The sequence below is a fragment of the Bradyrhizobium prioriisuperbiae genome, assembly GCF_032397745.1.
In the GTDB taxonomy this organism is placed as follows: Bacteria; Pseudomonadota; Alphaproteobacteria; order Rhizobiales; family Xanthobacteraceae; genus Bradyrhizobium_A; species Bradyrhizobium_A prioriisuperbiae.
The window spans coordinates 3,059,040-3,072,088 of record NZ_CP135921.1; the positions used below are offsets into that span (position 1 = coordinate 3,059,040).

At 62.4% G+C, this 13,049-nt stretch carries 12 protein-coding genes; 6 read left to right on the forward strand and 6 right to left on the reverse strand.

The genetic code is table 11. The features are described from left to right. The first annotated feature begins 208 nt into the window (after nt 1-208). The 5 genes from RS897_RS14370 (at nt 209) to RS897_RS14390 (ending at nt 5,105) form a co-directional block, all read left to right on the forward strand. Complete coding sequence (locus tag RS897_RS14370) at nt 209-982, forward strand: ferredoxin--NADP reductase (protein ID WP_315837193.1); 774 nt, start codon at nt 209-211, stop codon at nt 980-982. Between the two features lie 39 nt (nt 983-1,021). Beyond that, a complete protein-coding gene (locus RS897_RS14375; protein WP_315837194.1) occupies nt 1,022-2,764 on the forward strand; it encodes a fumarate reductase/succinate dehydrogenase flavoprotein subunit in 1,743 nt (580 codons plus the stop codon). Nucleotides 2,765-2,807: 43 nt separating this feature from the next. Further along, entirely contained in the window at nt 2,808-3,041 is a 234-nt protein-coding gene (locus tag RS897_RS14380; RefSeq protein ID WP_315837195.1) for a 4Fe-4S dicluster domain-containing protein, read from the forward strand. A gap of 17 nt (nt 3,042-3,058) precedes the next feature. Then, nucleotides 3,059-4,036, forward strand: coding sequence for a HEAT repeat domain-containing protein (locus RS897_RS14385; RefSeq protein WP_315837196.1), 978 nt, complete (start codon nt 3,059-3,061; stop codon nt 4,034-4,036). A 109-nt stretch (nt 4,037-4,145) separates the two neighbouring features. Beyond that, entirely contained in the window at nt 4,146-5,105 is a 960-nt protein-coding gene (locus tag RS897_RS14390) for an NAD(P)H-dependent flavin oxidoreductase (RefSeq protein ID WP_315837197.1), read from the forward strand. Here the strand turns inward: RS897_RS14390 and RS897_RS14395 are convergent. From RS897_RS14395 to RS897_RS14420, 6 genes are all read right to left on the reverse strand, one after another. Beyond that, nucleotides 5,102-5,578, reverse strand: coding sequence for a DUF3016 domain-containing protein (locus tag RS897_RS14395; RefSeq protein WP_315837198.1), 477 nt, complete (start codon nt 5,576-5,578; stop codon nt 5,102-5,104). The genes RS897_RS14390 and RS897_RS14395 overlap by 4 nt on opposite strands. Nucleotides 5,579-5,714: 136 nt before the next feature. Continuing rightward, the gene (locus RS897_RS14400) at nt 5,715-6,905 is read right to left on the reverse strand and encodes a GGDEF domain-containing protein (protein WP_315837199.1); all 1,191 of its coding nucleotides are present in this window, start codon (nt 6,903-6,905) and stop codon (nt 5,715-5,717) included. 217 nt (nt 6,906-7,122) lie between these two features. Next, nucleotides 7,123-8,313 carry a GGDEF domain-containing protein gene (locus tag RS897_RS14405; protein ID WP_315837200.1) on the reverse strand — a complete coding sequence of 397 codons (1,191 nt, stop codon included), beginning with the start codon at nt 8,311-8,313 and terminating at the stop codon, nt 7,123-7,125. 249 nt (nt 8,314-8,562) lie between these two features. Then, the gene (locus tag RS897_RS14410) at nt 8,563-10,476 is read right to left on the reverse strand and encodes a potassium transporter Kup (protein WP_315837201.1); all 1,914 of its coding nucleotides are present in this window, start codon (nt 10,474-10,476) and stop codon (nt 8,563-8,565) included. A 216-nt stretch (nt 10,477-10,692) separates the two neighbouring features. Next, nucleotides 10,693-11,694 (reverse strand): NADP-dependent oxidoreductase, encoded by a 1,002-nt coding sequence (locus tag RS897_RS14415; protein ID WP_315837202.1) that lies wholly within the window; start codon nt 11,692-11,694, stop codon nt 10,693-10,695. A gap of 150 nt (nt 11,695-11,844) precedes the next feature. Beyond that, nucleotides 11,845-12,270, reverse strand: a complete 426-nt coding sequence (locus tag RS897_RS14420; RefSeq protein ID WP_315837203.1) for an organic hydroperoxide resistance protein — start codon at nt 12,268-12,270, stop codon at nt 11,845-11,847. 203 nt (nt 12,271-12,473) lie between these two features. Between RS897_RS14420 and RS897_RS14425 the strand changes: the two genes are divergently transcribed. After that, a complete protein-coding gene (locus RS897_RS14425) occupies nt 12,474-12,953 on the forward strand; it encodes a MarR family winged helix-turn-helix transcriptional regulator (protein WP_315837204.1) in 480 nt (159 codons plus the stop codon). Nucleotides 12,954-13,049: the final 96 nt, after the last annotated feature.

Sequence of the window (13,049 nt, forward strand, 5' to 3'; positions counted from 1 at the left end):
ATTCTCCGAGATCGCAGTCGAGCATGAAAGACCGCTGACCGACAGCAATTAGTTGCCGTTACAGCGCTTTTGCCGATGTCATCGTCGCTGTGAGAGCGATCCAAAAAAGATTGCAACTAATCAACTCGCATTCGCACGGTTCGATTGCGCGTTCGCGCTGTGCAGGGCCTGATCGTTCGCAGAGATCAAGTCAGCGGGAACGAACGGCATGAGCGCATTCCATCGGGAGCAGGTTTTGTCGGTGCAGCACTGGACCGACACGCTGTTCAGCTTCGCGTCCACGCGCGATCCCGGCTTTCGTTTCAAGAACGGCCAGTTCGCCATGATCGGCCTCGAGATTGACGGCCGGCCGTTGCTGCGGGCCTACAGCATGGCCAGCGCCAATCACGAAGAGGCGCTTGAATTCTTCAGCATCAAGGTTGCCGAGGGCGCGCTGACGTCGCGCCTTCAGGCCATCAAGCAGGGTGATATCATCCTGGTCGGCCGCAAGGCGACCGGGACCCTAATCTCGGACAACCTGCTGCCGGGACAACGATTGCTGCTGCTGTCCACGGGCACTGGGCTCGCGCCGTTCGCCAGTCTGATCAAGGATCCGGAGGTCTATGAGGCTTACGAGACCATCGTGCTGGTGCACGGCTGCCGGCAGGTCTCCGAGCTGGCCTACGGTGAACACCTGGTCGAGCGGCTGACCGGCGATGAATTCCTCGGGCCGCTGCTGCGAGAGAAGCTCGTCTACTACCCGACCGTCACCCGCGAGCCGTTCCGCAACCGAGGCCGCATCACCGACCTGATCTCAAGCAACCGGCTGTTCGACGACGTCGGATTGCCGCCGCTCGATCGCGAGACTGACCGCGTCATGATGTGCGGTAGCCCGCGCATGCTCGAAGATCTGCGTGATCTGCTGGAGACGTGCGGCTTCCAGGAAGGAAATCACAGCGAGGCCGGCCATTTCGTCATCGAAAAGGCTTTTGTCGAACGCTGACGTGAAACGCTTCGATTATCAAAGTAAGGAAATCGACTGATGGCGATGGATGAGATTGTCGACGGCCTGTCCGAGGTCTCCTGCGACGTGCTGGTGATCGGCGGCGGCACCGCCGGCCCGATGGCCGCCCTCAAGGCCAAGCTGAAAAACCCCAAGGCCACGGTGGTGTTGCTGGAGAAAGCCAACGTCAAGCGGTCCGGTGCGATCTCCATGGGCATGGACGGCCTGAACAATGCTGTGATTCCCGGATATGCGACGCCGGAGCAGTACACCAAGGAGATCACCATCGCCAACGACGGCATCGTCGATCAGAAGGCGGTCTATAAATATGCCGAGCGCTGTTATTCGATCATCGAGGAGCTCGACAGTTTCGGCATTCGTTTCCTGAAGAACGAGAACGGCGATTTCGCGGTCAAGAAGGTGCATCACATCGGCACCTATGTGCTGCCGATGCCGAATGGCGACACCGTCAAGAAGGCGCTCTATCGGCAGCTGCGCCGTGCCCGCATCCTGATCTCCAACCGCTACATGGCAACACGGCTTCTGACCGGCAGCGACGGACGCGTGGCCGGCGCGATTGGTGTCAATACCAGGACGGCAGAGTTTCTGGTCATCAAGGCGAAGGCCGTGATCCTGTGCATGGGCGCGGCCGGGCGGCTGGGACTGCCGACCTCGGGCTACATGTTCGGCACCTACGAGAATGCGGCGAACTCCGGTGACGGTTATGCGATGGCCTATCACGCGGGTGCAGCGCTCGCCAATCTCGAGTGTTTCCAGATCAATCCGCTGATCAAGGACTACAACGGCCCGGCCTGCGCCTATGTCGCGGGTCCGTTCGGCGCTTACACCGCGAACAACGAGGGATCGCGCTTCATCGAATGCGACTACTGGTCCGGTCAAATGATGCTGGAGTTCTACAACGAACTGCAGTCCGGCAAGGGACCGGTGTTCCTGAAACTCAACCATCTGCACGAGAACACCATCAGCGAAATCGAGACCACACTGCACAAGGTGGAGCGGCCGACCCGTGGGCTGTTCCACCAGGGGCGTGGTACCGACTACCGGCAGGAACCGATCGAGATGCATATCTCGGAAATCGGCTTTTGTTCTGGCCACAGCGCATCCGGCGTGTTTGTCGACGAGTTTGCCCGCACCACGGTGCCGGGATTGTACGCTGCCGGCGACATGGCGAGCGTGCCGCACAACTACATGCTCGGCGCCTTCACCAACGGATCGGTGGCAGGTGAAGATGCCATGCAATATGCCGACAACATCGATTTCGCTGACATCGATACCGGCGATATCGCGCGGGAGAAAGAACGGGTGCTGGCGCCGGCCAAACGTGAGGACGGCATTCCGCCCAACCAGATCGAGTTCAAGGCCCGTCGCCTGGTCAACGACTATCTGCAGCCGCCGAAGGTGACGCGCAAGTTCGAACTCGGGCAGCGGCGGTTGGCCGAAGTTCGCGACGATATGGAAAACCGGATGATGGCAAGCAATGCGCACGAGTTGCTGCGCGCACTGGAAACCCATTCGATTCTCGATTGCGCTGATATGGCGGCGCATGCCTCGCTTTACCGCACCGAAAGCCGCTGGGGCCTCTACCACCTGCGCACCGATTATCCCGAGAAGGATAACGAGAACTGGTTCTGCCACAGCCTGCTGAGCAAGAAGGACGGCAAGATGGCCAGCGAGAAACGCGCGGTCGAGCCCTACATCGTGCCGATCGCGGATGAGGAAAAGGATCTCTACGACAAGCAGCGCATCCGCGCCTCCGCCTGAGCATTCATTTCATATTTGTATTCCAGATCTGAGGACATCGATCATGCCCCTCGCGGCCTCGCATACCACCGTTCCGGTCGTCGTCGACGACGCCAAATGCATCGCCGACAAAGGCTGCACCGTGTGCGTAGACGTCTGCCCGCTCGACGTGCTGCGCATCAGCGACATGACCGGCAAGGCCTATATGGCCTATGACGAGTGCTGGTACTGCATGCCCTGCGAAGCCGACTGCCCGACCGGGGCAGTCAAGGTCAACATTCCCTATCTGCTCAGGTGAGCCAGGAAGTTTTAGAAATGGCCGGACCTTTTGAAAGTTACGACGATCTGGACGACGTCGACGATCGCCTGAACGCTGCGGACGCCGGTGAGCGCCGGGTCGCGGTGATCTCGCTGGGACACTCCGGCGATCCGGCGGCGGTGGCGCATCTCGATCGGATGACCGCCGATCCCGATCCCGGCGTGCGCCAGCAGGTGGCGCTGGCGCTGGGCGAATTCGATGGTCCCGAGGCCGCCGCTGCGCTTGCCAAGGTGGTGGTCGATCCGGAACAAGCGGTGTCCCAGGCGGCTGCCGACAGCATGGCGGAGCTGAAGGATCCCGCCAGCGCCGATGCCATTCTGCCGTTGGTCGGTCACACGCACGCTTTTGTGCGGATGGCGGTGCTGCGTGCCTTGAAGGAGCTGCGGCGCAAGGATTCGCTGAAGCCGGCGCTCGATGCGCTGCGCGACACCGACGCCGCTGTGCGGGTTCAGGCGGTCGGCGTGATCGGCTTCCTGAAGCTGGAGGAAGCCGTGCCGGCGCTGACGTCGGCCACAGGTGATTCGGATTCCCACGTGCGCCGCGCTGCGGTCAGCGCGCTGGCGTTTTCGCACGTGAAACCGGCGACGGACTCGATCATCCGCGCGCTGTCGGACGTGGACTGGATGGTGCGCGAGATCGCCGCCGAAACCGTCGGCACCAGTGCGCATGGTGCGCAGGCCGCCGATCCGCTGATCAAGGCGCTGGCCGATGACTACTGGCAGGTGCGGCTGAAGGCGGTGCGCAGCCTTGGAAAGATGAAGGTGGTTCGCGCGGTGCCGCCGATCGGCGCATGCATCGATCATCCCCAGGCCAACCTGCGCAAGGAAGCCGCAGCGGCGCTGGGCGAGATTGCCGATCTGTCGGGTGAGCCATTTTTGCGGCCGATTGTCGATGATCCCGATCCCGAGGTTCGCAAAAACGCGCGCTGGGCGATGCAGCAGATCCTGGCCAACAAGGCGTCGCTGGGCGCCTGATTCCGACATCCCGGACACTCAGGGCACCCGGCTTGCATCGCCAGCCGGGTGTGCGACACTTCGCGCGGTTAGTCGCGCAAGCAACGCGAGCCGCTTGGGGAGAAGACGCTTGGGTTCGGCAGATCATTTGGCGCGATTTCGCGACCGGCTGCGGTTGCCGCTGATCGCGGCTCCGATGTTCCTGGTGTCCGGGGTCGATCTGATGGTGGCGGCTTGCCACAATGGCGTGATCGGCTCGTTCCCCACCGCCAATTGCCGCAGCGCCGATCAGCTCGATGGATGGCTCACCGATATCGAAAGCCAGTTGAAGCGAAGTGCTGACGAGAGCGGTGTTGCAGCGGCGCCGCTGTGTCCGAACCTGATCGTCCATCACTCCAACCCGCGGCTTGCCGATGATCTGGCGGTGCTGCTGCGCCATACTCCGGAAATCGTCATCACCAGCGTCGGTTCGCCCGCGCCGGTGGTTCAGCCGCTGCATGATGCCGGCGCGCTGGTGCTGGCCGACGTCGCCAGCATTCGCCACGCCGAGCGCGCCGTGGCCGCGGGCGCGGACGGGCTGGTGCTGCTGACCGCCGGCGCCGGCGGGCAGACCGGCTGGCTCAATCCGTTCGCTTTCGTGCGCGCTGTGCGGCAATTCTTTGAGGGGCCGATCGTGTTGGCCGGCGGCATCAGCGACGGCCACGCGCTGCGTGCGGCGCAGGCGCTGGGCTGCGATCTCGCCTACATGGGCACCAGGTTCATCGCAACCCGGGAGAGTTTGGCGGACCCCCGTTACAAGGAGATGCTGGTCACGAGCTCGGCCGACGACATCCTGCTGACCCGCGCCTTCACCGGCCTGCAGACCAACATGTTGCGGCCTTCGATCGTGGCGGCGGGGCTCGATCCGGACAACCTGCCCGAGCGGGGCGGCATCGACATTGCCAGGGATATCGACGTCGGCGCCCGCGATACCAAGCCCAAGCGCTGGCGCGACATCTGGAGCGCCGGGCATACCACGTCGGGTGTTTCCGATATCCCGTCCGTCGCCGATCTCGTCAGCCGGACGGTCGCCGAATACGGCGCGCGCTAGCTCGCTGCGAAACGCCGGCGGAACCAGTCTGTCAGCATCTCTTTCTCATAGTACAGCCGGCCGCCGCTGGAGGCGCGCGACGAATTCATCAGATAGTTGATGTCGCTGATGGTCTCCTCGTCGCGCTGCAGGACGCGGCGGCCTTGCGACAGGGTGTAACGCAGCCTGATGCGTGGCGGCGTGGAATCGCGCATCACCCGGATCTGTTGCGTTCCGAATGGTTCGATCATGCCGGCGAGGTCGACCCGCAGGATGTCGATGCGCAGGGTCTGGTTGGGCTTCAACAGGCGTGCGCCCAGCTTTTGCAAATGGCCGGCGAGTTCGGACAGCGTGGCTTGCGGCGTAGCACTGCCGAAGTCGCTGCTGTTATACTGCTGAAGATCGGCGAAGTGGACGGCGACACCGGCCGATACGGGACGCAACATCAACATCAGCGCCATCGTGCCGAAAAGGATGATCCGGATCGCGGACATGAGAACTCCCTGTTCGCACCGACACCGGCCTGCAACGCGCTCGGCATCCGCTGCACTGTAACACAGTGGTGACGAGATCGTTTTGAATAGGTCTTGATTTGATGGCCCGGCGCTGCAGCGCGGCGGGCCGCGCACCTTATGCGCTTTCGCGCAGCCGGTCGGTCATCTCTTCATAGACCGCGAGCCGGTCGCGGCCCTGTTTCTTGGCCACATACAGCGCCTTGTCGGCCTCGGCGATCAGCTTATGGGGATCGTGGGCGATCTCGCTTGACCATGCCGAGATCCCGATACTGACGGTGAATGAGATCTGCCTGCCGTTCCACAAAACCAGGGTCTTTCGACAGGCCTTGATCAGGTTGCGGGCGACCAGCGCCGCATCGCTCAGGCTGGTGGAAGGCATCAGCACGCAGAATTCATCGCCGCCGGATCGGGCAAACAGGTCGTCGTCGCCCAGCCGCAGTGGCACCGCGCGGGTGAAAATCCGCAGGCATTCGTCACCGGCGCCGTGACCGTAACTGTCGTTGATCGCCTTGAAGCCATCGAGGTCGAGGATGAGCAGCGCAAACGGTTCGTTGGTGCGGCTGGCGCGGGCGCAGGCCTCCGACAAGCGCACCAGGAAATGCCGGCGATTGGCGATCCCGGTCAGGTCGTCGATCAGCGCCAACTCGGCGACCTCGGCGCGCAGCCGGTCGATCGCCATCAGCACAAAGCCGAAATTGGCCATCATGGCGGCAAAGACCAGGAGCAGCAGGCAGACGGCCTGGAATGCGTTGAAGCCGACGATGGTCGTCTCGCCGTCGAAGTGCAGGAGGCTGACCATGGAGCGGATCGCATGGACCGCAATGACCACCAGGGTCATGCCGGCGGCTAATCGCGCTCCGGGGCTTTTGCGCCATTCGCGGGTCCTATGAATATCCCAGGTGGAAAGCGCGAGCGGAATGCATTGCCCGATCGAGTAGACCACGATCCGCATCCGGATGTCGTCATACCATAAGGTGAGGACGGCGAGGACGCATACGCTCAGAAGCGTCACGGCAATGCTGGTTCGCCATGGGATCGGTCGCCCATAGAAACGTCGGACGCCCATCCAGGCGAAACCGCCGGAGAGGATCAGGAGACCGTTGCCGACCAGAACCGGCAGCAGCGGATGGGCGATGCCGCGAAGGAACGAAAACGCGGCGCCGGCCGCAGCCACGAAGCCAAACGCGGTCCAGTAACGAGCGGCCGTGAAGTTGGGATAGCTGCGGGTGAAATGCAACCATACCAATCCGAGCGCGAGAAAATTCGCGAAAATGACGACGTATAGCGTCGGCACGCTCAGTTGCATGATCGCCTGTCCTGTCCCCGTTTGTTCGGTGGTCGTTGCCGCGAACCGAAATCCTTAAAAAACGCCCGGATTTCGCCTGCACATTGGCAGGTCGAGGCTTAAGATTTTGTCTTCGCAAAACGCGGCGAGAAGCAGTGGTTTTTAATTGATAAAAATTTCGCGGGCCGTCCCGCAGTGGGACAGGTGCCAAAACGGCGATGAACGATCATGCAGGTGGTCAGGCCACCTGGCGCAACCGGTCGACCGTTTCCTCGTGAATGGCGATCCGGTCGCGTCCTTGGTTCTTGGCCGCATAGACCGCCTGGTCTGCGGCGGCGATCAGCTTGCCGGGATCGGACGACATTTGGCGCGACCATTCGGCGATGCCGATGCTGGCGGTGATCGGGATCTCGATGCCGTTCCATTGTCCCGGCGTTCCGCGGCAGACCTGGAGCAGGTTGCGGGCGATCAAGGTTGCTTCGCACAGCCCGGTGGATGGCAGGATCACGCAGAACTCGTCGCCACCGGTGCGGGCCACCAGATCGCTGTTGCGCAAATGCGCTTGCGTGACATGAGCGAAGCTCCGGAGGCATTCGTCGCCGGCGCCATGGCCATGCCCATCATTGATCGCCTTGAAGCCGTCGAGGTCGATGACGAGCAGCGCGCACGGTTCGTTGTTTCGATCGGCGCGGGCGCATTCTTCGGTGAGGCGCGCCAGGAAATGCCGGCGATTGGCGATCCCGGTCAGTTCGTCGACCAAAGCAAGATCGGCGACCTCGCTGCGCAGCCGGTCGATTGCCATCAGCACGAAGCCGAAATTGGCCATCATGCCGGCGAATATCAGGACCAGAAAAGCGCTGGCCTGGAATGCGTTGAAATCGACAAATGCAATCTGGCCGCCGACACCGAGAAAAGCGCAAGCGGATCGGATGACATGCATGACCACGATGCAACCGAGCATCAGGCTGGCGAGATCCGCCCCCGGGCTCTTGGCGGGCTCGGGCCTCGATCGCAGATCTCGGATCGCCAGACTCAGCGGGATGCCGTTGCCGGCGGAGAGGATTGCAAGACGGATGTTAATGTCGTCATGGACCACGGTGAAGATGCCGAGCATCACCGCCGTCACGGCCGTGATGATGGCGCTGAGTCGCATCGGCGCCGGACGCCCGTAGAATTGTCTGATGCCAGCCCATGCGAAGCAGCAGGCCAAGATCATCAAGCTGTTGCCCAGGATGACGGGAAACAGCGGATGGACAATGCCGCGGAGGATCGCCGTGGCGGCACCCGCGGCCGCGAGGCACATCGACGCCCGCCAGAATTTCGCCGCGTTGAGATTCGGATAGCTGCGGGCGACATAGAACCACACGATCGCAAGGGCGAAAAAATTCGCCAGGATCACAACCTGAATTGTCGGCACGCTCAACTGCATGACCTCGCCCCTGTCCCCGTCCAGGTCCGGCGGTCGTTGCCGCGAACCGACATCCGGAGCCTGTCCCCGAACAAGTCTGGATGCCGATGTCAGGTTTGCCGTTCCGCGCTTAACAATCCCTCACCGGGAACTTGAAAGCGGTCTCTTGGTTTTCATTTGATGAAAGCGGTGCGCATCGAAATGGTAAAGCGTTAACCGTGGCCGGCGTGTATTCGTCCACTTTCCGCCACTGGAGACTTGCGGACGCAGCTAGATTTCGATCTCGGTGCCGAACTCCACCACCTGTTTGGTCGGCACGCCGAAGAAGGCTGCGGAGCGTTCGGCGTTTCGCTGCAGGAAGGCGAACACCGCTTCTCGCCACACCGCCATTCCCGCCACCTTGTCGCTGGGGATGATGGTCTCGCGGCCGATGTAGTAACTGACGTCGGCGAGATCGATGCCTGGCAGCTTGCCCTGCTCACAGGCCAGGCGCAGGCCCTCGGAGATGGTCGGGTACTGCATGAAGCCGAAATGCAGGATGATCCGGGTGATGCCTGGGACCACCTCGACGATCTCAACCCGATCCGCGTCGGCGATGCGTGGCGCTTCCTCGATCAGAACGGTGACGATCAGCACGCGTTCGTGCAGCACATGGTTGTGCTTGACGAACTGGGTGAGGGCCAGCGGCACGCCGTGGGGTGACGAGGCCAGGAACACGGAGGTCCCCTGCAGCCGTGCGTGGCATTTGTTGACGGCGGTTTCGATCAGTTCCTCTTCCGGCTGACGCAGTTTGCCCCGCGCTGCTTCCACCAGCCGCACGCCGCTGCGCCAGGTCAGCATCAGGAAGGCCACCGCGCCGGCGAGCAACAGCGGAAACCAGCCGCCTTCGAACAGCTTGGTGGAATTGGCGGCGAAGAAGATGCCGTCGATGATCAGGAAGAATCCGTTCACCAGGATGACGAGCCAGGGCGCATACCCCCATTGAATGGCGACCAGCGCGGCAAGGAGCGTGGTGATCGCCATCAGCAGCGACACGGCGATGCCATAAGCGCCGGCCAGGGCATCGGATGATCCGAAGCCGATCACCGCGCCGAGCGTGGCGGCAGCGAGCAGCCAGTTCACCAGCGGCACATAGATCTGACCGATCTCGTGGCTGGCGGTGTGCCGGATCTGCATGCGCGGCAGGAAGCCGAGCTGGATCGATTGCTGGGTCAGCGAGAACGCGCCGGAGATGATGGCCTGCGAGGCGATCACGGTCGCTACCGTCGCGAACGCCACCATCGGATAGTGCGCCCAGTCGGGAACGAGCTGATAGAACGGGTTGTCGATGGCTTTCGGATCGGTGATGAGATAGGCGGCCTGGCCGAAATAGTTCAGCACCAAAGCGGGCAGGGCGATGGCGAACCATGCCAGCCGGATCGGCACGCGGCCGAAGTGCCCCATGTCGGCGTACATCGCTTCGCCACCGGTCACGGCGAGGAAGGCCGCCCCGAGAATGGCGAAGCTGATGTGAAAATTCTGGTGCAGGAGGAAGTCGACGGCATACAGCGGACTGAGCGCAGCCAGAACCTGCGGCGCATGCGCGATGCCATACACGCCGAGCAGTGCCAGCACCAGAAACCATGCCAGCATCACCGGGCCGAAGATCTTGCCGATGAAACCCGCCCCCTTGCTCTGCATGAAAAACAGACCGATCAGGATGACGACGGTGATCGGCACCACCGCCGGCGCCAGCGACGGCGCATCGACTTTCAGCCCTTCGATAGCGCTTAGCACCGAGATCGCCGGTGTGATCGCTCCATCGCCATAGAGCAGCGCCGCGCCGATCAGGCCGACCAGCAGCAATTGCGCGCGCCAAGTCCCCGGCTTGGCATTGCGCGCCGACAATAGCGCCAGCAACGCCACGATACCGCCTTCGCCGCGGTTGTCCGCGCGCATGATCAGCATCGCATATTTGATGGAAATGATGGTGATCAACGCCCACAGGATCAGCGACACGACACCGAGCGCGGCATCTGTCGTCAAGGTCGTTGCGCCATGATTGGTCGCGGCTCGGGCAGCTTCCTTCAAGGCGTAGAGCGGGCTGGTGCCGATGTCGCCGTAGACGATTCCCAGCGCACCGAGGGTTGCGGTCAGGGGAAGGCCGGCTCCGCCGCGGGACGCGCCGGCATGGGTTGTGGTCATCGTTTCCCCCGATCAGAACCCTGAGAGCGGGAAGACAGTGTCCCGCTCACCAACAGTCTGCCGCCGGACGGTTCAAATTGCCAGAGTGTTTTGTGGCGAGGCAGGCCCTTGGACCTGTCGCTGGAGACAGCATGATGAATAATCGCGCCAGCGGCTCGCGCGATAGGTTTCTCGCGAGTCGCTGGCGTGTCCGACGAATTTTAGTCCGATCGAAGCTTATAGTTTGACCATGCGTTTGCCGCGGTTTTCGCCGGCCAGCAGACCGATCAGGGCCTGCGGGGTGTTTTCCAGGCCGCTGATGATGTCTTCCTGCACCTTCAGCTTGCCGCTGCCGACCCAGGACTGCAGATCGGCCAGCGCCTGGCTGCGCTGCTCGTCGTAATCCATCACGATGAAGCCCTGCATGGTGAGCCGCTTCACCACGATCGTGCCGGGCACGCCGCGCGGGCCATGCGCTGACGGCGTGCCGTCATATTGCGAGATCGCGCCGCAGCAACTGATGCGGCCGAACAGGTTCATCTGCGCGATGCAGGCTTCGAGAATGTCGCCGCCGACATTGTCGAAATAGACGTCGATGCCCTTCGGCGCGGCAGCTTTCAGTTGCTTGAAGACCGGGCCGGCCTTGTAGTCGACCGCCGCGTCAAAGCCGAGCTCCGACGTCAGCCACTGGCATTTGTCGGCGCCGCCGGCGATGCCGACCACGTGGCATCCCTTGAGCTTGGCGATCTGGCCGACGATCGATCCGACCGAGCCTGCTGCGGCTGAGACCACCACGGTCTCGCCCTCCTTCGGACGTCCGACATTGAGCAGGCCGAAATACGCCGTCAGCCCCGCAATGCCATAGACGCTCAGCAGATAGGTCATCGGTTCGACCTTCGGCATCTTGGTCAGGTGTTTGCCGCGAACCACGGCATAGTCCTGCCAGCCGGTATCGCCGAATACGATGTCACCGGGGGTGAAACCGAGGGCGTTGGAGCTGATGACCTCGGCGATGCCGCCGCCGGCCATCACCGAATTCGCTTCCACCGCGGAGCGGTAAGTGGCGCCGTGCATCCAGGCGCGGTTGGCGGCGTCGAGCGAGATGTAGCGTACCCGCAGCAGCACCTCGCCATCACCGGCTTCTGGAATGGCTGCTTCCGATACTTTGAAATGCTCGGGGCCGAGCTTTCCGGTCGGCTTTTCGACGAGCAGGATCTGGCGATTGGTGCCGTCTGTCATGGTGTGTTTCCTCCGAATTTTCTGCGTGGTGCACTGGATGCCACGGCCGTCATGTTTCCAAAGGACGCTAGAGCATTTTCCAATCGAGTGGAAACAAAACGGCGGAGCGCGTGGCGCTCCGCCGAAATCAGCCGTCAGGTCTCGTGATCGTCAGGCGACGACCAGGCGCACGTCGATGTTGTTGCGGGTGGCGTTGGAGTACGGGCACACTTGGTGGGCCTTGTGGACCAGCGCTTCGGCCTGTTCGCGCGGCAGGCCGGGGATCGTCACCTTGAGCTCGGCTTCGATGCCGAAGCCGTTCGGGATCGGGCCGAAGCCCACGGTGCCGTCGACCGTGGTGGTCTCGGGCAGCGCGACTTTCTCGCGCCCTGCGACGAACTTCAGCGCGCCGAGGAAGCAGGCGGAATAGCCGGCCGCGAACAGCTGCTCGGGATTGGTGCCGACGCCGCCGGCGCCGCCCATTTCCTTCGGCGTGGCGAGCTTCACGTCGAGAACGTTGTCGGAGGTGACGGCGCGGCCATCGCGGCCGCCGGTGGCCTTGGCATGAGCCTGGTAAACGACTTTTTGCAGAGACATGGCGTGTTCCTTCCTGAGGAGCGTCGGTTTGATCTGGGTCTCACCGCAACAGCCTACCGCAGCCAGTGCGATCAGTAATTGAATTGTGCACTATTGAATTGCCGGCTATGTATTGTCAAGTGGATTGTGTGCTATTGAATAGCCTGCACCGAATCGTGACGGCCCGGGGAGCCTTGTCCGCGCCGGCAGTTGGAGCGAAGCCGTTGAAGAAACATAAAAATTCCCCTACGGAGAGTCCGCCGGAGCAACTGCTGGAGAACCAGCTGTGTTTCGCCATCTATGCCGCGGCCCATACCTTTGCCCAGGCTTACAAGCCGTTTCTCGATCCGGAGGGGCTGACCTATCCGCAGTATCTGGTGCTGCTCGAACTCTGGGAGCGTGACCGGCAAACGGTGAAACAGCTGGGCGAACCGCTGTTTCTCGACAGCGGAACACTGACGCCGCTGCTCAAGCGCATGGAGGCGAACGGATGGATCACGCGGCGGCGCGATACGGACGATGAGCGCGTGGTTCGGATTGCGTTGACCGAGAAGGGCGACGCATTCCGTCACAAGGCGAGAGAGATCCCGGACGCCATGATGTGCGCCACCGGTCTCGACACGGCCGGGCTCGGCGCACTGCGAAACAAGGTCAATCGCGTGGCCGGCGAACTGCGCAGCAATTCGCGCAAGGCCAGTATCTAAGGCAAATATCTAATGCCTCATCCTGACCTGAAGCTGCAGGAGACCGCAAGCGAAAAACGGACTTCTCAAACGACGCGCGGAACCTGATCGTGCTGC

Excerpts from the sequence above, each read along its gene's own strand:
- RS897_RS14370 (WP_315837193.1), top strand. The coding sequence starts at position 209 with ATGAGCGCATTCCATCGGGAGCAGGTTTTGTCGGTGCAGCACTGGACC.
- RS897_RS14375 (WP_315837194.1), top strand. The coding sequence starts at position 1,022 with ATGGCGATGGATGAGATTGTCGACGGCCTGTCCGAGGTCTCCTGCGAC.
- RS897_RS14380 (WP_315837195.1), top strand. The coding sequence starts at position 2,808 with ATGCCCCTCGCGGCCTCGCATACCACCGTTCCGGTCGTCGTCGACGAC.
- RS897_RS14385 (WP_315837196.1), top strand. The coding sequence starts at position 3,059 with ATGGCCGGACCTTTTGAAAGTTACGACGATCTGGACGACGTCGACGAT.
- RS897_RS14395 (WP_315837198.1), bottom strand. The coding sequence starts at position 5,578 with ATGTCCGCGATCCGGATCATCCTTTTCGGCACGATGGCGCTGATGTTG.
- RS897_RS14400 (WP_315837199.1), bottom strand. The coding sequence starts at position 6,905 with ATGCAACTGAGCGTGCCGACGCTATACGTCGTCATTTTCGCGAATTTT.
- RS897_RS14405 (WP_315837200.1), bottom strand. The coding sequence starts at position 8,313 with ATGCAGTTGAGCGTGCCGACAATTCAGGTTGTGATCCTGGCGAATTTT.
- RS897_RS14410 (WP_315837201.1), bottom strand. The coding sequence starts at position 10,476 with ATGACCACAACCCATGCCGGCGCGTCCCGCGGCGGAGCCGGCCTTCCC.
- RS897_RS14415 (WP_315837202.1), bottom strand. The coding sequence starts at position 11,694 with ATGACAGACGGCACCAATCGCCAGATCCTGCTCGTCGAAAAGCCGACC.
- RS897_RS14420 (WP_315837203.1), bottom strand. The coding sequence starts at position 12,270 with ATGTCTCTGCAAAAAGTCGTTTACCAGGCTCATGCCAAGGCCACCGGC.